The organism is Roseateles sp., from assembly GCF_047654805.1.
Taxonomy (GTDB): Bacteria; Pseudomonadota; Gammaproteobacteria; order Burkholderiales; family Burkholderiaceae_C; genus Pelomonas.
Window position 1 is genome coordinate 3,863,403 of the sequence record NZ_JASGIV010000001.1, and the last position, 20,293, is coordinate 3,883,695.

The following is a 20,293-nucleotide window of genomic DNA, read 5'->3' on the forward strand; positions in this document are numbered from 1 at the left end:
ATTCTGCGGGTATGAAACCCTCCGCCGACCTCGTCGACCGGGCCCTCGTCTGGTTCCGCCGCGACCTGCGGGCGGACGATCAGGCCGCGCTTTACAGGGCGCTGCGAGGCGCCAGGCAAGTGTTCTGCGCCTTCGTGCTGGACCGCGACATCCTGGACGCCCTGCCCCGTGCGGATCGCCGCGTGGAGTTCATCCTCGGCGCACTGCGGGAACTGGACCTGGACTTGCGCAAGCTTGGCGGCGCGCTGATCGTCCGTCACGGCTACGCCGTTGACGAAATCCCGCGCCTGGCAGCAGAGCTGGGCGTCCAGGCCGTGTTCACCAACCACGATGACGAGCCACAGGCCTTGAAGCGCGACGCCCGTGTGGCCGGGCTGCTGCGGGGCTTCAACGTCGAGCTGCACAGCTTCAAGGACCATGTCGTCTTCGAGCGCCGCGAGGTCATGACGGCCACGGGCGGGCCGTACAGCGTGTTCACGCCCTACAAGAACGCCTGGCTGCGCAAGGTCGACGGGTTCTACCTGAGCAGCTATCCCGTCGAGCGGCATGCACAGGCACTGGCGACGAGCGACTTGGCCAGGGGCGTACCGGCACTGCAGGACATCGGCTTCGAGCCAGCCGGCTTGACAGGGCACATCGGCCTGGGCAGCCGCGGTGCAGAGGCGCTGCTGGACGATTTCCTCGATCGCATCGACGCATACGACGCCAGGCGCGACTTCCCGGCCCTCAAGGGACCGAGCTATCTGAGCGTGCACCTGCGTTTCGGTACCGTATCCATTCGCCGCCTTGCCCGCATCGCCCATCAGCGCATGCAAGGCGGCGACCATGGCGCCGAAGTGTGGCTGTCGGAGCTCATCTGGCGCGACTTCTATCACCAGGTCATGCACCACCACCCGCACGCGATGGAGGCTTCGTTCCGGCCTGAGTACGACACCATCCGCTGGGACACGGGCCCACAGGCCGACGCCCTCTTCCAGGCATGGTGCGATGGCCGCACCGGCTTCCCGCTGGTGGATGCGGCCATGCGCCAGCTCGGCCAGACCGGCTACATGCACAACCGCCTGCGCATGGTCACGGCCAGCTTCCTGAGCAAGGACCTTGGGCTGGACTGGCGCCGCGGCGAGGCCTGGTTCGCCCGGCAGCTGCTGGACTTCGATCTGGCCGCAAACAACGGCGGCTGGCAGTGGGCCAGCAGCAGCGGCTGCGATGCTCAGCCCTACTTCCGCATCTTCAACCCCACCGCGCAGAGCGAGAAGTTCGACGCCGACGGGCGCTTCATCCGCCGCTACTGCCCCGAGCTGGCAACCCTGGATGGCAAGGCCATCCACGCCCCCTGGGAGCGTGCACCGCTAGCGATGCAGGGCGTGGACTACCCGCGCCCCGTCGTCGACCACGCCATGGCTCGGGATCGGACACTGGCGCGCTACGCCGTCGTCAAGAGCCGCAAGGTGTAGTGCTGCGGCCCCAGAGGATCGCTAGGATCTGCCGTCATGCTCAACCGCATCGACGAAGAGATCACCTTCCGAAAGCTCGAGATCCTGCTCGCCTTCATGGAGAGCGGCAGTCTGGCGCGCGCAGCGGAACGGCTGGGCATCAGCGCAGTCAGCGTGCACCGTGCGCTGCATTCGCTGGAAACAGGTACACGTTGCAGCCTGTTCCGCTTGGAAGGCCGCAACCTCCAGCCCAATGACGCTGCCCACACGCTGGCCGACGTGGCCCGCGAGGTGTTGCAGGCGATGGCACACGGAATCCGCGCCACGCGTGAGATCGCGGGCTACGCGGCGGACCGCATCCGCATCGGCTCACTCTACTCGCTGACAAGCGTCACAGTGCCGGCGCTGCTGATGGGCCTGCGGCTACGCCGCCCGGACGTGCAGACCGAGTTGGTGATGGGCTCCAACCAAGACCTGCGGCGAAAGCTGCGCGAGGGTGCACTCGACGCAACGGTCATGGGGCAGCCCGAAGAGGCGCCCGACGTGGAATCGCAATTGCTGTTCGAGGACGAGATCTACTTCGCCGCGCCCGTTGACTCGCCGCATGCGCAGTTGCGGGAGATCGACCTGAGTGCCTTCGCCGACGAGCGCTTCGTGTCGCTGAACGAGGGCTATGTCACGCACGACCGCTTCGTCGACGCCTTCCGCGTGGCGGGCTTCGAGCCGAACGTGGTGATGACCACCAACGACATCTTCTCGCTGATGAACTTGGTAGGCGGCGGCATCGGCTGCACGCTGCTGCCGGGGCGCATCCGCAGCGTGTTGCCGCGCAATGTGACCCTGGTGCCGCTGCATCCGCACTACGAGATGCGGCAGAAGATCAGCGTCTGCTTCCTGCGCACCCGTGAGCGCGACCCGAATCTGCTGTCGCTGCTGGCTGCCTGCCGCAGCCATGCCGAAGAACTCAAGGGTTAACCCACGATCGTTTCGCGCGGCGTAAACGTCGTCACGCCAGGTTGATTGATCCACGGAGGAGGCGCTCCCACACTGCGCCGCATACCGCCAACCTAGGCGGAACTCTGGAGACAAGTCATGACCCTGACACGACGCCAATGGATCGCCGCCACGGCCAGCGCAACCGCGGCTACTGGTTGGACCGGCGCCTTCGCCCAGGCCGGCGGCCTGAAGATCTCACACCAGTTTCCAGGAGGCTCGCTGACGGAAGGCGACTTCCGCGATCGTCTGTGCCGCAAGTTCGCGGCCGAGGTCGAGAGGCGCACGAGTGGCGCGCTGAAAGCCTCCGTCTACCCTGGCTCATCGCTGATGAAGACCAACGCGCAGTTTTCGGCGCTGCGCAAGGGCGCTCTGGACATGAGCCTGGTGCCGCTGTCGTATGCCGGCGGCGAGGTGGCCGAGACGAACGCAGGGCTTATGCCGGCCCTGGTGCCCAGCTACGAGCAGGGTGCGGCCTGGAAGACGGGCGAGGTTGGCAAGTTACTGTCCAAGGTGCTCGACGACAAGGGCGTACTCATTGTCAGCTGGGTCTGGCAGGCCGGCGGCGTTGCCAGCCGCGCACGGCCGCTGGTGACCCCAGCCGATGCCAAGGGCCTGAAGGTGCGCGGCGGCAGCCGCGAGATGGACATGATGCTCAAGCAAGCCGGTGCCTCCGTCATCACGCTGCCATCCAACGAAATCTACGCCGCAATGCAGACCGGTGCGATGGATGCGGCCATGACCTCTTCCACCAGCTTTATCTCCTTCAAGTTGGAGGAGATCGCCAAGCATCTGACCTCTGGGCGCCAACGCACCTATTGGTTCATGCTCGAACCGTTAATGATCTCCAAGGAGGTGTTCAACAAGCTACCCAAAGCTCAGCAGGACATCGTCATGGCTGTCGGCGCCGAGATGGAGATCTATGCCCGCGACGCTGCCAAAGCCGATGACCAGACCGCCGCGGAAATCTACGCCAAGGCCGGCGCCAAGGTCTACGACATGGACGAGCCAACACTGAAGAAGTGGCAGGTCATCGCCCGTGATACCGCGTGGAAGGATTTTGGCGAAAAGAACGAGTCTTGCGCGGCCATCCTCAAGGCCGCGCAGAAGCTGCTCTGAACTGCCATGAGCCACGGATTCGAAATGAAGCCGGCAGTGGCCGGCGTTGACCCCGATACGCCCCGGCTGCTGCTGCCACTGGCGCGGCTGCTGCACACCGTCAACCGGGCCATGGTCGTGCTCGGAATGCTGGCCCTGCTCGTGGCGTCCTGCGTACTGACCTACAGCGTCGTATCAAGATACCTCATGAAGGCATCCACTGATTGGCAGGACGAAGCTGCGGTGTTCTGCCTCGTCGGTGCTACCTTCCTGTGCGGCGCCTTCGTTCAGTCGTTGCGCGGCCACGTGGGCATCGAGGCAATCGCCGGCATGCTGCCACGCTCGTTGAATGGTCTGCGAATGGCGCTGGTAGACCTGATGTGCACGGCCTTCTGCGCCTTCTTCTCCTGGAAGTCCTGGACGCTGTTCCACGAGGCCTGGATGGAAGGCCAGACCACATCGTCCTCCTGGGCGCCGCCGCTCTGGATCCCCTACGGCCTGATGGCCTTGGGCATGTCGCTGCTAAGCCTGCAACTGCTCGTCCAACTCGCTGCCCGCATCAACGGGCTGTTCAAGCACAACACCCCTGGAGTAGCTGCATGAGCATGCTCGTCCTCGGTTCCCTGTTCGGCGTCGTCACACTGCTGTTCATGTTCTCGGGCGCGCCGATCGCGTTCGCTCTCGGCAGCGTCGCGGTACTTTTCATGGCCATCTTCATGCCTGCGTCGGCGCTCGACACAGTCACGCAGAACGTCTACGAGGAGATGGCCAGCATCACACTGCTCTCCATTCCACTCTTCATCCTCAAGGGGGCGGCCATCGGCAAGTCCCGCGCGGGGCAGGACCTCTACGCCGCCATGCATGTCTGGATGGGCCGCATCCCTGGTGGCCTGGGCATCGCCAACGTATTCGCCTGCGCTCTGTTCGCGGCGATGGCCGGCTCCAGCCCGGCCACTTGCTCGGCCATCGGCAGCGCCGGCATCCCTGAAATGCGCAAGCGCGGCTACTCGCCAGGCTTCGCAGCCGGCATCATCGCAGCTGGCGGCACGCTGGGCATTCTGCTTCCGCCGTCCATCACGATGATCCTGTACGCGGTGGCCGCGGAGCAGTCACTCGGCCGGCTCTTCCTGGCTGGCATCGTGCCGGGCGTGCTGCTGGTGGCGCTGTTCGCTATCTACGCCGCCATGCGCTACCGAAAGGAGCACGCGTTGGCCGAGGCCGAGTTCAGGCGCACCGGCACCGCCTCAGCGCTGCTGGCCCAGGAGTCCTTCACGAGCCGCCAGAAGTTCGAGATGCTGCCGCGCGTCGTGCCTTTCGTACTGTTGCTGATCGGTGTCATGGTGGCACTCTACGGCGGCTTCGCGACACCGTCAGAGACGGCCGGTCTGGGCGCGCTGCTGGCGCTGCTGCTAATTGCCACGATCTACGGCGTCTGGCGGCCGAGGGATGTGGCCCCCATCCTCACGTCGACGCTGAAGGAGTCGACGATGCTCATGTTCATCATCGGCATGTCGCTGCTGTTCTCCTACGTGATGAGCTATCTGCACATCAGCCAGGCAGCGGCAGAGTGGATAGTCGGCATGGCACTGTCCAAGTGGGTGCTGCTAGCCGCAGTGCTCCTGATGGTGATCCTGCTGGGGTTCTTCCTGCCCCCCGTCAGCATCATCCTGATGACGGCGCCCATCATCTTGCCGCCCCTCAAAGCCGCCGGCTTCGATTTGATCTGGTTCGGCATCCTGATGACCATCGTCATGGAGACAGGTCTCATCCACCCGCCGGTGGGGCTGAACATCTTCGTCATCAAGAACATCGCGCCCGACATCGAGCTGCGCGAAATCATCTGGGGCGTACTGCCGTTCGTCGTGCTGATGCTGCTGGCAGTGCTGCTGATCTGCGTCTTCCCAGGTATCGCCACCTTGCTGCCGGACGCCGTCATGGGCGCCGTCGTCAAGCCTCACTGAGGAGCCATTGATGAACGCTCCCGCCTGGAACCTGCGTGACCGCCAGCGCCGCGAACGCCTGTCACGCGCCGCCGAGGCTCTCGGTGGCCGGCTGCAGGGCCGGCACGTCGACACGGACGCCGCTGTGTGCCTGCTTGAAGCCGTGCTCCAGCCCGGCGATCGCGTCTGCCTGGAGGGCAACAATCAGAAGCAGGCCGACTTCCTCGCTCAGGCCCTGACGCAGGTGGACCCACAGCACGTGCACGATCTGCACATGGTTCAGTCAGTGCTGGCGCTGCCCGAGCATCTGGACGTGTTCGACAGCGGCATCGCCAAACGGCTGGACTTTTCATTCTCCGGCCCGCAGGGCGGACGGTTGGCCAGGTTGGTGAGCAGCGGTGGCATCGAGATCGGTGCCATCCACACCTACCTCGAGCTCTTTGCCCGCTACTTCGTCGACCTGACGCCCAAGGTCGCGCTGGTGGCCGCGCATGCGGCCGATGCGCAAGGCAACCTCTACACCGGGCCCAACACCGAGGACACGCCTGCCATTGTCGAGGCCACGGCCTTCTCAGGTGGCATCGTCATCGCCCAGATCAACGAGATCGTGCCAGGGAGCACATCGCTACCGCGCATCGACATTCCGGCCGATTGGGTGGACTTCGTCGTCCAGGCGCCCAAGCCCAACCTCATCGAGCCACTGTTCACGCGCGACCCGGCGCAGATCAGCGAGATTCAGGTTCTGATGGCCATGATGGCTATCAAAGGCATCTATGCCGAGTACGGCGTACAGCGTCTCAACCACGGCATCGGCTTCGATACTGCGGCGATCGAACTGCTGCTACCGACCTACGCCGAGTCTCTCGGTCTCAAGGGCAAGATCTGCAAGCACTGGGCGCTGAATCCGCACCCCGCACTGATCCCCGCCATCGAGGCCGGCTGGGTGGAGTCCATCCATTCCTTCGGCTCCGAGCTGGGCATGGAGGACTACATCCGTGCGCGCAGCGACGTTTTCTTTACCGGCGCCGACGGCAGCCTGCGCAGCAACCGCGCCTTCTGCCAGGCGGCAGGTCACTATGCCTGCGATCTATTCATCGGCTCCACGCTGCAGATCGACTTGCATGGCAACTCCTCCACCGCGACGCTCGGCCGCATCACTGGCTTTGGAGGGGCGCCCAACATGGGCGCCGACGCCCGTGGTCGGCGGCACGCCAGCCCCGCCTGGCTAAAGGCTGGCGCCGAGGCGCGCGCCGGCCGCAGCGGTGCCAGCGGTACGCCACGGGGCCAGAAGCTCGTCGTGCAGATGGTGGAGACCTTCCGCGAGCACATGCAGCCAGCCTTCGTCGAGCGTCTGGACGCCTGGACGCTGCAGCAGCAGGCCGGTATGGACCTGCCGCCCATCATGATCTACGGCGACGACGTGACCCACATCCTGACCGAGGAGGGTATCGCCAACCTGTTGCTGTGTCGGAGCGATGAGGAGCGCGAGCAGGCCATCCGCGGCGTGGCCGGCTATACAGCCGTGGGACTGGCACGAGACACGCGCGTGGTGGAGGACCTGCGCGACCGCGGCGTCATCCGCCGACCGGCCGACCTTGGCATCAACCCGCGTGAAGCCACGCGCAACCTGTTGGCCGCCCGCAGCATGCGCGATCTCGTTCGCGCCTCGCACAACCTCTACAGCCCACCCAGGCGGTTCCGCAACTGGTGAGAGGCCGAGCATGAATCAACCCGCTATCGAAACCCTGGACTACGCGCTGGCCGGCACACGCCCCGCTGGCGCATTTGCGCCCGTACTGGTCGGCGTCGTCGGATCTGGCAACCTTGAAGTGCTGCTGGAACCCGCGCCCGGCAGCGACTGCCGCGTCCACATCGAGACCTCGGCACGCGGCTTCGCCCCGATCTGGGCCGCTGTCGTGCGCGACTTCCACAACCGCCACCAACTGGCCGGCGTGCAGCTGTCCATCCATGACATGGGCGCCACGCCCGCAGTCGTCAGCCTTCGGCTCGACCAAGCCGCGCAGGAGCTGCAACCATGATCTCCTTTGCCGAATGCTCGGCCCGCGAGCGACTGACCCAGCTCGTCGACACCGGGAGCTTCCATGAATGGCTGCCGCCCGCGCAACGATTCACCAGCCCTCACCTCGCGCAGTTGGGCCTGCCTGCGGCTTTCGACGACGGCGTGGCTGTCGGCCGCGCAACGCTGGGCGGCCATGAGGTCTTTGTCGCCGCCCAGGAGGGTGAGTTCATGGGCGGCGGCGTCGGTGAAGTGCACGGCGCCAAGCTCGTAGGCCTGTTCAAGCGCGCACTGCGCGATAGACCGAAGGCCGTACTGCTGTTGGTCGAGTCCGGCGGAGTGCGGCTGCACGAGGCCAACGCCGGGTTGATAGCCGTGTCCGAGGTGATGCGTGCGCTGCTTGACGCGCGCGCGGCCGGCATTCCCGTCATCGTACTGATCGGTGGTGCCAACGGCTGCTTCGGCGGCATGGGCATCGTCGCGCGCTGCGCCGATCAGGTCGTCATGAGCGACATCGGCCGCCTGGCCATGTCCGGCCCCGAGGTCATCGAGGCCTCCCACGGTGTCGAGGAATTCGACTCCCGCGACCGCGCACTGGTGTGGCGCACCACCGGAGGCAAGCACCGCTGGCTGTGCGGCGACTGCGACGCCCTGGTCGAAGATGACGTGGCCGAGTTCCGCGCCGCGGCGTTGGCAGCGCTGGACACGACGCGGCCGGTAACCCTAGCGTCGCTCGAAGCCGAACACGCGCTGCTGGCCACCCGGCTGGGCTACGCCGGAGCCGACGCCATCCCGCTGTGGGCCTCGCTGGGCGTGGTGGAAGCCGCCCGCGTACCGGAGCTGGACGCTGCTGCCGTGCGCGGCCTGGGAGTGCACTGATGGACTGGATCTCGCTGGCCGAGCGGCTCTTCGGTGTCAACCACGGCATCAGCCGCGACGGCGACTTCCTGCACGGTACCGTGACGTTCGACGGAGCGCCGCTCGTCATCATCGGAACGACAGCCCACGCCGCCATCGGCGTGCAGTTGGCCCTTGCCCAGGCGCGCGCGGTGCTAGACGTCGTCACCCACCATCCCGGCCGTGCCATCCTGCTGCTGATCGACACGCAGGGGCAGCAGCTGCGCCGCCGTGACGAGTTGCTAGGCATCAATCGTGCAATGGCCCACCTCGGCATGGCCATCGATTTCGCGAGGCGCAGCGGCCACCGCGTCATCGGGCTGGTCTACGACCAGGCGCTGTCCGGCGGCTTCATCACATCCGGCCTCATCGCCGATGCCTGTGACGCTCTGCCAGAGGCGGAGATCCGCGTCATGCGACTGCCCGCGATGGCCCGCGTCACCAAGCTGCCCGAGTCGCTGTTGGCCGAGCTTTCCGAGTCCAACCCGGTGTTCGCGCCCGGCGTGGGCAACTACGTCTCGATGGGCGGCGTACGCCGGCTCTGGCAGGGCGACATGTCGCAGGCTCTGCGCGAGGCGCTGGCCGATGCACCAACACAGGACCGCCGGGCCGAAGACGGTGCCGCCCGCGGCGGCCGGCGCCTGGCCGCCAGCGTCGTGCAGCTTGTGCTCGACGCCGCCTGAGCTGATGACCTCCATGCACCGTCACCAGATCGCCCGGCTGTCAGCCGCCGGCTGGCACCGCCTGCGGGCAGGTGACTGGGATTCCGAGGCGCGCGAATGCCTGGGCTATTGGGCAGGACGCGGCCTGCCGGTCGTTGTCACGCGGCAGCCCGAGCAGTCCAACGACAGCGGCTACATCGCCATGGGCTTGTGCGCGCCTGCCCGGTGGCGGCATCGCCGCCTTGCGCTTCGCGTGGCGCGGACCGAGGTGCTGTTCTTCGACGAGTTCCCATGCCTGGACAAGCTCATCACTCAGCTCCCCCACAGGGCGCGCACGCCGGCCCGCCGGCTCGCAGCGGCCCTAAAGGCCTGCGGCGTCACGGCACGCGTCTACGGCAGCCATGGCTGGCAGCACCTGACTGGGCTCTCTCACGTTCGGGATGGTTCTGATCTGGACGTGTGGGTCAGCATCAGCGGCACGGCTCAAGCCGATGCCGTTGCCGCCGCACTGAATGCGTTCAACTCTCCCTGCCGCCTGGATGGCGAATTGGTCTTCGACGGCGATGCGGCGGTGGCCTGGCGCGAGTGGCTGGCCTGGCGCGACGGTCGCACGCAGGCGCTACTCGTCAAGAGGCTGCGCGGCGCGTCGATGCCGACGTCAATGGAGGTGCCGGCATGAGCGCACACCCACAGCTGGCCGCTGCGGCCCCGTCAGTGCAGGAGATTGGCCGCGCAGCGACGCTTGCGCTCTACGACGAGCTCGCGTTGTCTCCCAAGCCCGGCCTCGTCACGCTGACTGACTGCGGCAGCCACGTCGACATGGACGCGCACACCTTCATGCGCAGCCTTCTCGCGCTGCGTGGCTATTTCGTCCGCATTGCCGGACTGGGCGCTGCTGGGGCACAGTTCGAGGCGCTGGAGCGTTGCGGCATCGCCGCTGAGGCGCACATGCTGACCGCCACCGGCGGCATCAACACGCACCGCGGCGCAATCTTCATGATCGGCCTGCTATGCGCATCGGCTGGCGCGCTGGCGGCAGAGGATCGCCGGCTGACACCTCAGGCACTGCGCGACACGCTGGTGCAGCGCTGGGGTGACGCCCTCGCAGCACGGGCAAAGCAGCCATCGACACTGCCGGGCGGGATCGCGGCACGGCGGCTGGGTCTGCGAAGCGCATCAACAGAGGCGGCGATGGGCTTCCCGACGCTTTTCGAGACCGCCGTGCCGGCGCTGCACATGGCACGCGCCCGCGGCCTGTCAATGCCATGCGCGCAGTTAGACACGCTGTTCGCGGTGATGGCCGTGCTGGATGACAGCAACCTCGCTCACCGCGGAGGCCTTGAAGGGCTGCGCTTCGCCCAGCGCGCGGCGCGCGGCTTCCTGGCTGCAGGTGGCGCGGCTGCGCCTCAAGGCCAAGCAGTCGCCCGAGCCATCGCGGACGAGTTTGTCCGCCGCCGCTTGTCGCCCGGCGGCGCGGCCGACACATTGGCGGCCACCTGTTGGCTGGCTCGCCTAGCCGGATGAGCCTGGCACTGCTGTTCCCAGGCCAGGGTGCCCAGCACCCGCAGATGCTGCGCTGGCTGACGGCGCAGCCCGATGCCCATCCTGCGCTCGACGCTATGGCCGGCGCTCTTGGCAGCGGCTGGCAGCATCGCTTCCACGACCCAACCTGGCTGCATGCGAACCCAGTGGCGCAAGTACTGCTCACGGGTCTTGGCATCGCAGCCTGGCGGGCACTGGCGCCTCACCTGCCGCCCCCCGCCGTCATTGCCGGCTACAGCGTCGGCGAACTCGCCGCCTTCGCTGCGGCCGACGTGTTCGACCTGCCCACCGCCCTCGAACTAGCCAGCGCACGGGCCCGGCTGATGAGCGATAGCGTCGCCGGACAGGACACCGGCCTGCTCGCCGTGCAGGGGCCTCACGCACAACTGGTAGCCGAGACCTCACAGGCACTATCGGTCGCGATCCGCATCAACCAGGAGCGGGTCATCGTCGGCGGCCTGGTGGCTGCGCTGAACGCTTGTTCGGCGCAATGGAGCGCCGCCGGTCTGCGCTGCACGCACCTACCCATCGCGGTGGCATCACACACGCCGTTCATGGCCAGCGCAGCGGCAGCGTTTGCACAAAGGCTCACGGCGGTCGACCTACAACCGGCCCGTACTGCTGTTGTATGCAACTTCAGTGCCTCCGCAGACCGCCGGCCGACGAAGCTGGCCGCGGCCCTTGCTGGACAAATCGCCTGCACCATCCGCTGGGACGACTGTATGGATGTCATCGCCGAACGACGGGTGAAGTGTGTGCTGGAAGTCGGCCCCGGCACCGCGCTGGCGTCGATGTGGCGCGAGCGACATCCCAGCATTCCTGTGCGTTCGGTCGACGAGTTCGACACCATGGTCGGCGTGGTGCGCTGGACGCTGGCACAGCTTGGTTGATCGTGCCGAATGTTGGCAACCGTCGGGCGCTCAGTAGTAGGTCAGCGTGACACTGATGGTATCGGCATAGACGCCCGGCACGGTACTGAGCTGGCGACCGGGGATGCGGCCATAGACATAGAAGTTCTGCGTCGGAGCCAGGCCCAGCAGGTCCAGCGTGACCCCGGCGTTGATGAGTTGGGTCGCGCCGCTGCCATCGCCCCAGACGGTGGTGTAAGAAGCGTCGGTATAGAGGTTGTAGGTCAGCAGGTTGCCACCGCTCTTCATCAGCCGGTTGGCATAGCTGCCGCTGCTGCCCGTGCTGATGGCGATATTGAAGGGGATGAGCAGGCCCACCACGCCTCCGCAGTCGATCTTGATGGTGCCGGTGGTATCAGTGTTGCCAAATGCGAGCGGGTTGTAGGTTCCGAAGGCAACGTTGGTTGTTCCGACCGTACAGGTGCACACCGCCGGCAAGCACAGCGCCCGCGCCTGGCCTGCCAAGGCGAGCAGCGCCAGCAGCGCGAACAGGGAGCGGGTCAGGAGTCTTGTCATGGCGTCACCGGCAGAAGAGCGTGCCCAGGTCGGGCAGATCATCGCTGTCGCGCGTGGGCGGCAGCACGAGTTCGAACTGGCACTGGCCGTCACCCTCGCCCCGCCAACGGACCTGGACGATGTTGCGGCCCGGGGCCAGTGCGGCCACGTAGGCGCGGCCGTTGAGTCCGACGGGGAATTGACGCGACTGGCCCGCAGGCTGCAGCAGCGCTCCAGGTGGAAGCGGAAGACCGGTCATATCGATGAGCGTCAACGTGGCTGAGCGGCCTCGCTGCACCGGGAATTCGATGCGTGCGGCGCTGCGGGCCGCCGGCGTGAGCCTGATCTCCAGTGCCTGCAGCTCGGCGTCCATGGGCAGGTCGGATGCGTCGATGCCGACACGGTTGGACTGATAGCCGCGCAGACCGCTGACGAAGGCGCGGCCGCGTGCGTCGGTCCGGGCGACGAGCTGGTTGTCCTGCAGCACGCGCACGCCCTCATAGCCGCCGACGTCGACGACGGCAATGCCGCCCTCGATGCGTCGCCCTGCGAACAAGCTGCCGTCCAGCCACGCCAGCCCGCCCGAGACGCCAGCGCGGGCCTCGACGTCGCTGCCACGCCGCGCGACGCCACCGCTGAAGATGGCGTGCTCACCCTGCCACTGTGCCTGGGCAAGCTGGCGACGGCTGCTCTCGGCCATCAGCTGGTAGCCCAGACCAGTGCCGAAGGCCGGGTTGCGCTGCAACTGCGCCTGCAGGACGGTTTCGTGGCCACCGCTGGCGCTGGCGCTGGCGCTGGGCTGGCGCTGTACGCCGACACTGGTGCCATGGCGGGCGTCCAGCGCGCGCGACCAGGTCAGGCCAATGCTGCTGCCGCCCCCGCCAGGAGCGAGGTCGCGAAAGACAATGAGGCCGATGTAGCCCAGGCCACCAAAGTCGCGGCTGTAGTTGAGCTGGGCGATCCTGCTTTCGATACTGCCGCCGCGCTGCCGCGCGAAGCTCATGCCGAAGGAATGCCCCGCCCAGGATGTGCCAACGGCGGCTGTCAGCACAGTGCGCGCGGCATTGGCGTCCGTCTGGCCGACCTGGATGAAGCGTGGACTGGCGTGGCGCAGCAGCACGCTGCCACTCCAGTCGCGCGCCTGGCGATCCATGCCGGCGGACAGCATCCAGCCCGTGCCACGCTCGTCGGAACGGCTGGCCACGGCCGAAGCCATGGCCGTGCCGAGGCTGGGCCACAGCAGCCAGCCGGTGGCGCCCGCGGCTTGGCGTCCGCCGCTGGCCTCCAGGCGCAGTTCGCGCGTGAAGCGCTCCGTGATGCCCCGCCTCTGCGTCACACCAGCCAGCAAGCCGCCGTATTGGTTGCTGGCCGATCCGTAGTCCCTGCGCTCGACGCCGATGTCAACGCCCATGGCGGTCAAGCCGGGCTTGAGCAGCGCGGGACTCACGTAGTACGGGGTCACGACGACCTGCTCGCGGCCAAGCAGATCCCGCACGACGGTGCGGATCTCGCCCTGGCCGGTGACGACGGGCAGCTCGCTCAGGTCGAAAGGGCCTGCCTGCAGACGGCTCTGCAGGCGCTGACCGTTGTTGACGTAGACGTCCAGCGTGGAAGGCAGCGCCGCCTCGCCACGCAACGCCGGCAGCGGAAAGCTGAGGAAGCCAGGCTGCAGGGAAAAGTCCGTGCCCCACTGCACGCCGCCATAGCGCAGCGCGCGGCCCCAGGCGCCAGCCTGGCTGATGTTGTCACCCACGCGCAGACGGGTCAGGCGGACGGGGTCATCGAGCTGCCAGCGCGTGTCCAGCCGCACGCCGCGACCCGCGCTGCGCAGCAGCCCGCTGCTGCTGAAGTCGCCCCGTGGGCCGAACAGGCCTGCCTCCCAAAGCGCATCGGCCGCGCTGCGACTGCGCGAGCTGTTCTGCCATTGCGCGTCATAGTTGACGAAGGGCGCCCAGACCGAGGGCTGTGTCACGCGCGGCTTGCTGGCGGCCAAGTCCAGACTCTGGCCGACGAAGGCGGACGCTGGCGCGTCCAGCTCCAACGTCTGGCTGGCTTCGTCGATGCGCCAGCGCAGTGGGCCAGCTGTGGCCAGCAGCACATGGGTCTCGCCGTCGATGACGCGCGGCGCGCCACCGGTGGGCAGGCGCAGATGCATCTCGTCCCAGTTGGACTGCGGAATGGCCAGACCCTCGCTGAGGCGCACGGCGCGAAGCATGCCCTCCTGCGGCACGCCATTGACCTTCAGCGCCAGCAGCAGGGTTTCGCCCCAGTTCACGAGGGAATCGGGGCGTGGTGTCTGCGCGGTAGCCGTGGCGGCGATCAGCAGTGCGGCCAAAGCCGCCAGGCTCCGGCGAATGTCAGGGCTTGGCCCCGGCAGCGTCATTCAGCGCCACCCTCTGCACGCCGTCGTCGGTCCGCACCTGCAACTGCGTGGCCTGCGCGGCAGCCGGTAGGCGGAAAGTGCGCTGTTCGCCGGGGAAGATGACCGAGTTGCTGCCTTGCTGCGTCACCTTGGCCAGCGCCTGGCCACTCTCCCCCTGCAGGCTGAGCTCGGCCACCTTGAGGTGGACGTTGCCGGTGTTGGCCACCTGGGCCAGCAGCTCGCCATTGGCGGCGCGGGTCAGCTTCCACTGCTCACCGCGCTTGACCTGTGCCGGCGCCACGTAGACGGGCACGCGCAGCGCCACGAGCACGCGCACACTACCCGCCACGTTCATGTCGTCCGACGGGCGCGGCATCGGCACCTCTCGCAGCACGATGCGGTAGGTGCCCTCTTCCGCCCGCTCCTGCGGGCGACGCAGGCCCAGCCGCAGCACCTGTGTCTGGCCCGGCTGCACAGTGAAGACGGGCGGGTTGACGATGAGGTCCGTCGTGGGGCCGTCCACGTCCAGCCCGCCGACCCGCAGCCAGGCGATGGCCTCGGCCTGCATCAGCACGGGCTCCTGGCCGTTGTTCATGACCTGCACGGTGGCGCGGTCATTGGCACGATCGAGCTTGACGTTGACGGGAGTCAGCGTCACGTCGGCGGCATGCGCCGTCGTCCACAACCAGGACAGCAGGGGAAGTGCCCAGAGGGCCAGCTGCCGCAGCAATCGTGCAGGACGCATCATCACTAACCTCCTTCAGTAGCTGACTGTGACTGTGACGGTGTCGGTGTAGCTCCCCGGGACGACGTTGGCAAGTGAGGGCAGGCGGCCGTAGATGGTCAGCGTCTGGGCGCTGCCCGTGCCGGTGCCCGCCGAGGTGCTGCTGCTGGCAGTGCCGTCGCCCCAGACGGTGGAACGACCCGTATCGGTGTAGAGCTGGTAGCCCAGCGTGTTGCTGCCGCTCTTCATCTTGCGGGTGCTGAAGTTGGATGCGCCGCCAGCGTTCACGCCGGCGTTCAGCGCGATGGTGTACGGCGTGGTGTTCGTGCACACGACGGTCAACGTGGATGTGGCGTCCAACGGCGTGACGGCGGCCAGAGGGTCGATGCTGGCGCCGAAGTTCAGCGTTGTGCCGGACACCGTGCAGGAGGTGGTAACGGTGGCCTGAACCTGGAAGGTGTTGCTGGCCGTGCCGGCGCTGGCCAGTGCTGGCAGCAGCAGAGCGATCAGGAAGGGCAGCGGCTTGCGAAGCTTCAGGATGGTCATCGACAGGTCTCCGGGGTTGATGGGAAGCACTTGCGAGAGGACCGGCGTAACTTGTTGAGCGCCCCAGCCGTTTCTCGACGAACGTGATCTTCGAATCAGCACCGTTTTTGCAGCAGCGGGCGATGCCGGTATCACGGCAGCGCGATTTCCGTGAGCTCGCGTAGGGCGATTGCCTACACACCGTGGAATCCGTGGCGTAGTTGGCGGCGCGACGACCCTATACGGCCAACTGCGAGCATCTGCGCGGGCGGCGCGGCCGTCAACCGTCGGCGACGATCCCCCCGCGGGGACTCCTCGCCTAATGCCGCGGCACAACGTTGGGCTGCGGGCTGTCGCCGCTCGAGGTGCTCTCGCGCCGACGCGGAATCTCACCGGCTCGTACGCGCGGGCGCCTCTGGCCAGGCTGCGGCCCCTTGCCGGGATTCACAAGGCGCCAAAGGCTGTGGCTTCGGCGAGCGTCAGCAGGCCGCGCGGAGACACCGCGTCTGCAGGAAAGACCGCCATGCCGAGAGCAAGTGCAAGCGTGTACTCCCGGCCGGCGGTGTGGAAGGGCCTGGTCATCAGCGCACCCAGGTGCTGGGCATGGGCAGCCGCCTGCCCGGCCTGGTCCAGGTGAGCCAGCACGAAGGCGAACTGGTCGGTGGCGCTGCGGGCCACGATGTCGGCCTCGCCGCTGGCTTCCCGCAGTCGGTCGGCGACCTGCAGGGCCAGCGCGTCGGAGATGTCGGCCGGCAGCTCCGCCAGACCGGCCAGGCGCAGCACGTAGACCGCCAGGTCGACACCGTCATACGTGGCAGCGCGGGCAGCCTCTCCCAGGCGTTCGCACAGGGCAGAGGCACCGTACAGGCCGGTCAGGCCGTCCCGCAGCACGGCGACGGGCTTCTCTTCCTCCGCGGCATCAGCCTCGGGCAGCAACTCGAGCAGGTCGCCGAACAGAGTCTCCAGCCCGCTGGCTTTGTCGTAGAAGGCGTCGGCGCCAGCGTCCAGGCAGGCACGGCGGTAGGCGTCGTAGTCCTCGCAGGTCAGCACGGCAATGCGGCCGGCGTAACCCGACTGCCGCAGTTCACGAACCAGGCTTAGGCCGGATCCGCTGGCCAGGGACAGATCCATCAGCACGACGTCGGGTGAGGTCCAGCGGATCAGGCCGAAGGCCTGCTGCTGCCCGGCAGCCTCGCCGACGACGCGCATCCCAGGCATGGCTTCCAGTCGGCGCACCAGCAGGCGGCGGATGGAAGTGGAGTCTTCGACGAGGAATATGTTCATGGCCACCATCCTCGTCGCGGCACGTCCCGGGCGGCAGGGGGCGATGCCGCGAGCCCGAGGGCGGCTTTCCCCCGACCTCGCGTAGGTGATTTGCCTACACGGGCGGCCCGGCGGTAGTGATCACCTCCGTCACAGGCCCGTCAAGCCATGCTGGACGCAGTACTTCGTCAGCTCTGTGTTGTTGGCCCAGCCGGCCTTCTCCAAGATGCGCGCACGGTAGCTGCCCACCGTCTTGACCGACAGGTGCATGGCTTGTGCAATCTGCGCCGGCGTGCGGCCCGCGGCGATGAGCAGCATGACACGGTGTTCCTGGGCCGAAAGCTGCTCGTGCGGCAGTGCATCGGGGGCCTTGCCACTAAGTAGGGCGAGCAAGTGGTCGGCCATCGACGAGGTGACATAACGTCCACCCTCAGACAGCCGGCGCAGCGCCACGCGCAGCTCGTCCGCCGCGCGGTCCTTGGGCAAGTAGCCACTGGCGCCCATCTGCATCAGCCGTGCCGCATAGGCGGCCTCGGCGTTGAGGCTCAGCACAAGCAGCGGCACGCCGGGCAGCGCCCGCAGCAGGCGGTTGGCACCCTCAGTGCCCTGGGCGTCGGGCAAGGACAGGTCCAGCGTGATGAGGTCAGGCCGCCCCAGCTTGGCACAGTCCAGCGCCGCCGCGATGCTCGATACCTCATCGATCTCCGCGTGGGGCCACTCCTGGCGTACAAGCTGGACGATGCCCATGCGCATCAGTGGGTGGTCGTCGACGATGAGCACTCTCATAGCCAAGCCTCCCTCTCATCCTCGGCGACCTCGGGCGTCGGAGCTTCCAGCGGCAGCCAGACGCTCACGCGCGTGCCCCCCCCCGGGTCCGGGCCGAAGTCGAATGTGCCGCCGGCCAGTGCGGCGCGCTCGCGCATGCCCCGCAGACCGGAGGCATCGGCGCGCGTGTCGCCAGGTCCTCGGCCGTTGTCGACCACTTCAAGCTCAAAGCCCTCACGCCCGTCCCGCACACGCCGATGGCCGCCCACGCGCAACACCGTCGCGGCGGCGTGCCGCAACACGTTGGTACAAGCCTCCTGCACGATGCGGAACAATGGGTTGGCCTGGCAGGACGCGAGGGCTTCCACGCCGGACAGCTCCAGGGTCGTCGTCAGGCCCGACTGGCGCTGCAGCTTCTGCAGGTAATGACCCAGCGCAGCCTCCAAGCCCAGCTCATCCAGCAACGGAGGCCGCAACGCGGCGGAGATGTTGCGGGCGGCACGTATGGATTCATCTGCCATACCCTGCAGCTCATCCAGCAGCGGCTCCCCATGCGGCGCGAGCTTGGCGCGCAGCGAGATCACCAGCATCTTGATGGCAGTCCCCGCCTGGCCGACCTGATCGTGCACCTCACGCGCGAGACGGCGCCGCTCGACCTCGACGCCCCGGTCCAGCTCAGAGGCAAAGCTACGGATACGCACCAGCGCACGACTCAACGCCTCGGTACGCTGCGCCACCTTTCGCTCCAGGCCGGAGTTGACATTGCGCAGCGCCGACTCTGCACGATCGCGCAGGCGCCGCTCACGCAGCATCAACGCCAGTGCCAGTGCCAGCGTAGCGAGGCCCACGCCGGGCAACAACAACATCAACCGCGTCGTGCGATCTTGAACCTGCTGGGTGACCGCATCGGCCGCGGAGACACGATCTTGCTGCTCACTCGCCAGCCCCTTGATCTCGGCGCGCAACTCGTCCATTACGCGCTTGCCTTCGACATAGGCGCTCAGGTCTCGAGTCATGTCATACCCTGCTACCAGGCGCCGCTCGATGGTGGCCTTGGTCTGCGCCAAGCGACGGTCGATGAGGGCGTCCAGCCGCTGCAGCGCGGCCAGACTGGCACCGGTCACCGCAAGGCTTTGGCGGAGGCCGACGCGCAGCTTGCCCAGTTCGGCCAGCGCGTCGTTGTACGGGCGCAGGAAAGACTGCTGGCCGGTGATGATGAAGCCGCGCTGGCCGGTCTCAACGTCGACCAGCAAGGTGAGCAGCCGCTGGAGATCAGTCTGCACCCGAAGCGCCAAACTTCGTTCGGTGTCTCGCTGCACCAGCGTTCCCAGGCTCTGCGAGGCGCCCACGGCAGTACCGACGAATGCCACGAAGGCCGCCACCAACAGGCTGGACGGAAGCCAGGAATAGCGCATGCTTGCCTTGCAGCAATACCACAACCTGTGGGCCTGCCGATGGCGCCCGCACCGGCGCCTCGCGATCATGGCAAACGGAGCCCACGCCTACCCATACTGGGCCACCCGTGGGCATCTCTAGCACCCATTCCGGGTAACGTCGTTAGGCTATGGCCCCCTGGAGAAAAAATCAAGCCACCCTCCACGGCAGCTGACCATCCCGTTAGGGCCAGATCAGAACAGCTCGACGTCGCTGAGCTGTGCAGCTTCCTGGATGACGCCGCTGGCGACCAGGGCCGCGTAGTTGTGCACCTGATTCCGGCCGTGAGCCTTGGCGTGATAGACGGCCTTGTCGGCGCGTTCGAACGCTGCAGCCGGCGCGTCGCCGGCGCGCACCTCGGTGAAGCCGATGCTGACCGTGATGCGGCCGACCTGCGGAAACACGTAGCGCTCGGTGTTCACGCGCAGCCGCTCGAAGGCCTCGCCGGCGTGAATCTCCTCGTCACAGCGAATCAGCACGACAAACTCCTCGCCGCCGAAGCGGTAGAGCAGGTCGTGGAAACGGAAGGAGCCGCGCATCAGTCGAGACAGCAGCAGCAGCACCTCGTCGCCGATCAGGTGGCCGAACCGGTCGTTGACTGACTTGAAGTGATCGATGTCTATGACGCCCAGTACGTAATGCGGCGTGGCCGTCTCGTGGCGGCGGTCCTCGGCCTCGTGTCTGACCTCGTGCCGGGACGGGATGTCCGACAGAACCTTCAGAAAGCTCTCATCGAAGGTCTTGCGGTTCAGCAGCCCCGTCAGCGTGTCCCGCTCGGAGTAGTCGAGCAGGCCCTGGAAGTTGTGATAAATCCGCAGCACGCTGCTGACCATGCGCTGCGCACCCGTGCCCAGGCGGCGCGTGGAGAGGATCTCGATGACTCCGATGACATCACGCTCGGTCGCGATTGGGAACAGGTAGAGCCACTGCCCGCCCTGCGCCACCTGGGTGACGGCGCGGCTGCGCATGGCCTCCAGGCGCAGCGGATGCGCAGTGGCCAGCGGCAACGCCGTGGGCTTGGCCCACAGCGGGTCGGCCGATGCCACGGCGTCACCTGCACGCAGGTGGGCACGGGTCAGCCAGCGCTCCTCACCAGGCTCACCGACGCAGCGGTAGATGGCTACCGACTCCGGCTCCAGAAGGTCGCGCAAGGCCATGACCAGTGTGACGTCCATGACGTCGCGGTCACGGAACCCGGTCAACTCGGCGAGGTGATCGACAACCTGGGACATGGG

Annotated in this window: 20 protein-coding genes; 12 read left to right on the top strand and 8 right to left on the bottom strand. The window is 67.1% G+C overall.

Annotated elements, in window-relative coordinates; translation table 11 throughout:
* Positions 1 to 11: 11 nt before the first annotated feature.
* The 12 genes from QM732_RS17600 (at position 12) to QM732_RS17655 (ending at position 11,472) form a co-directional block, all read left to right on the top strand.
* Entirely contained in the window at positions 12 to 1,454 is a 1,443-nt protein-coding gene (locus QM732_RS17600) for a cryptochrome/photolyase family protein (RefSeq protein ID WP_415657396.1), read from the top strand.
* 36 nt (positions 1,455 to 1,490) lie between these two features.
* On the top strand, positions 1,491 to 2,408 hold the full coding sequence (locus QM732_RS17605) for a LysR family transcriptional regulator (RefSeq protein WP_415657397.1): 918 nt from the start codon (positions 1,491 to 1,493) through the stop codon (positions 2,406 to 2,408).
* A 117-nt stretch (positions 2,409 to 2,525) separates the two neighbouring features.
* Complete coding sequence (gene dctP / locus QM732_RS17610) at positions 2,526 to 3,545, top strand: TRAP transporter substrate-binding protein DctP (protein WP_415657398.1); 1,020 nt, start codon at positions 2,526 to 2,528, stop codon at positions 3,543 to 3,545.
* Between the two features lie 6 nt (positions 3,546 to 3,551).
* Positions 3,552 to 4,127, top strand: a complete 576-nt coding sequence (locus QM732_RS17615) for a TRAP transporter small permease (protein WP_415657399.1) — start codon at positions 3,552 to 3,554, stop codon at positions 4,125 to 4,127.
* A complete protein-coding gene (locus tag QM732_RS17620; protein ID WP_415657400.1) occupies positions 4,124 to 5,485 on the top strand; it encodes a TRAP transporter large permease in 1,362 nt (453 codons plus the stop codon). The genes QM732_RS17615 and QM732_RS17620 overlap by 4 nt, the downstream gene beginning before the upstream one ends.
* Before the next feature lie 10 nt (positions 5,486 to 5,495).
* Positions 5,496 to 7,175, top strand: coding sequence for a malonate decarboxylase subunit alpha (mdcA, locus tag QM732_RS17625; RefSeq protein ID WP_415657401.1), 1,680 nt, complete (start codon positions 5,496 to 5,498; stop codon positions 7,173 to 7,175).
* Between the two features lie 10 nt (positions 7,176 to 7,185).
* Complete coding sequence (gene mdcC / locus QM732_RS17630; RefSeq protein WP_415657402.1) at positions 7,186 to 7,503, top strand: malonate decarboxylase acyl carrier protein; 318 nt, start codon at positions 7,186 to 7,188, stop codon at positions 7,501 to 7,503.
* Positions 7,500 to 8,360, top strand: a complete 861-nt coding sequence (locus QM732_RS17635) for a biotin-independent malonate decarboxylase subunit beta (RefSeq protein WP_415657403.1) — start codon at positions 7,500 to 7,502, stop codon at positions 8,358 to 8,360. Before mdcC ends, QM732_RS17635 begins: the two co-directional genes overlap by 4 nt.
* Positions 8,360 to 9,061, top strand: a complete 702-nt coding sequence (locus QM732_RS17640; protein ID WP_415657404.1) for a biotin-independent malonate decarboxylase subunit gamma — start codon at positions 8,360 to 8,362, stop codon at positions 9,059 to 9,061. The genes QM732_RS17635 and QM732_RS17640 overlap by 1 nt, the downstream gene beginning before the upstream one ends.
* Positions 9,062 to 9,065: 4 nt before the next feature.
* Positions 9,066 to 9,719: a malonate decarboxylase holo-[acyl-carrier-protein] synthase gene (gene mdcG / locus QM732_RS17645; RefSeq protein ID WP_415657405.1), complete on the top strand. Its 654-nt coding sequence runs from the start codon at positions 9,066 to 9,068 to the stop codon at positions 9,717 to 9,719.
* Positions 9,716 to 10,564 carry a triphosphoribosyl-dephospho-CoA synthase MdcB gene (gene mdcB, locus QM732_RS17650; RefSeq protein WP_415657406.1) on the top strand — a complete coding sequence of 283 codons (849 nt, stop codon included), beginning with the start codon at positions 9,716 to 9,718 and terminating at the stop codon, positions 10,562 to 10,564. Before mdcG ends, mdcB begins: the two co-directional genes overlap by 4 nt.
* Positions 10,561 to 11,472, top strand: coding sequence for an acyltransferase domain-containing protein (locus tag QM732_RS17655; protein ID WP_415657407.1), 912 nt, complete (start codon positions 10,561 to 10,563; stop codon positions 11,470 to 11,472). The genes mdcB and QM732_RS17655 overlap by 4 nt, the downstream gene beginning before the upstream one ends.
* A 30-nt stretch (positions 11,473 to 11,502) precedes the next feature.
* Here the strand turns inward: QM732_RS17655 and QM732_RS17660 are convergent, their stop codons facing one another.
* The 8 genes from QM732_RS17660 to QM732_RS17695 form a co-directional block, all read right to left on the bottom strand.
* The gene (locus QM732_RS17660) at positions 11,503 to 12,006 is read right to left on the bottom strand and encodes a spore coat U domain-containing protein (protein WP_415657408.1); all 504 of its coding nucleotides are present in this window, start codon (positions 12,004 to 12,006) and stop codon (positions 11,503 to 11,505) included.
* A gap of 4 nt (positions 12,007 to 12,010) precedes the next feature.
* Positions 12,011 to 14,320 carry a fimbria/pilus outer membrane usher protein gene (locus QM732_RS17665; protein WP_415657409.1) on the bottom strand — a complete coding sequence of 770 codons (2,310 nt, stop codon included), beginning with the start codon at positions 14,318 to 14,320 and terminating at the stop codon, positions 12,011 to 12,013.
* Between the two features lie 22 nt (positions 14,321 to 14,342).
* Entirely contained in the window at positions 14,343 to 15,095 is a 753-nt protein-coding gene (locus QM732_RS17670; RefSeq protein ID WP_415657410.1) for a molecular chaperone, read from the bottom strand.
* A gap of 12 nt (positions 15,096 to 15,107) precedes the next feature.
* On the bottom strand, positions 15,108 to 15,617 hold the full coding sequence (locus QM732_RS17675; RefSeq protein ID WP_415657411.1) for a spore coat U domain-containing protein: 510 nt from the start codon (positions 15,615 to 15,617) through the stop codon (positions 15,108 to 15,110).
* Between the two features lie 423 nt (positions 15,618 to 16,040).
* Positions 16,041 to 16,880, bottom strand: coding sequence for a response regulator (locus tag QM732_RS17680; RefSeq protein WP_415657412.1), 840 nt, complete (start codon positions 16,878 to 16,880; stop codon positions 16,041 to 16,043).
* A 129-nt stretch (positions 16,881 to 17,009) separates the two neighbouring features.
* Positions 17,010 to 17,645: a response regulator gene (locus QM732_RS17685; protein ID WP_415657413.1), complete on the bottom strand. Its 636-nt coding sequence runs from the start codon at positions 17,643 to 17,645 to the stop codon at positions 17,010 to 17,012.
* Positions 17,642 to 19,039: a CHASE3 domain-containing protein gene (locus tag QM732_RS17690; protein ID WP_415657414.1), complete on the bottom strand. Its 1,398-nt coding sequence runs from the start codon at positions 19,037 to 19,039 to the stop codon at positions 17,642 to 17,644. Before QM732_RS17690 ends, QM732_RS17685 begins: the two co-directional genes overlap by 4 nt.
* A gap of 213 nt (positions 19,040 to 19,252) precedes the next feature.
* Complete coding sequence (locus tag QM732_RS17695) at positions 19,253 to 20,290, bottom strand: GGDEF domain-containing protein (protein WP_415657415.1); 1,038 nt, start codon at positions 20,288 to 20,290, stop codon at positions 19,253 to 19,255.
* Between the last annotated feature and the right edge of the window lie 3 nt (positions 20,291 to 20,293).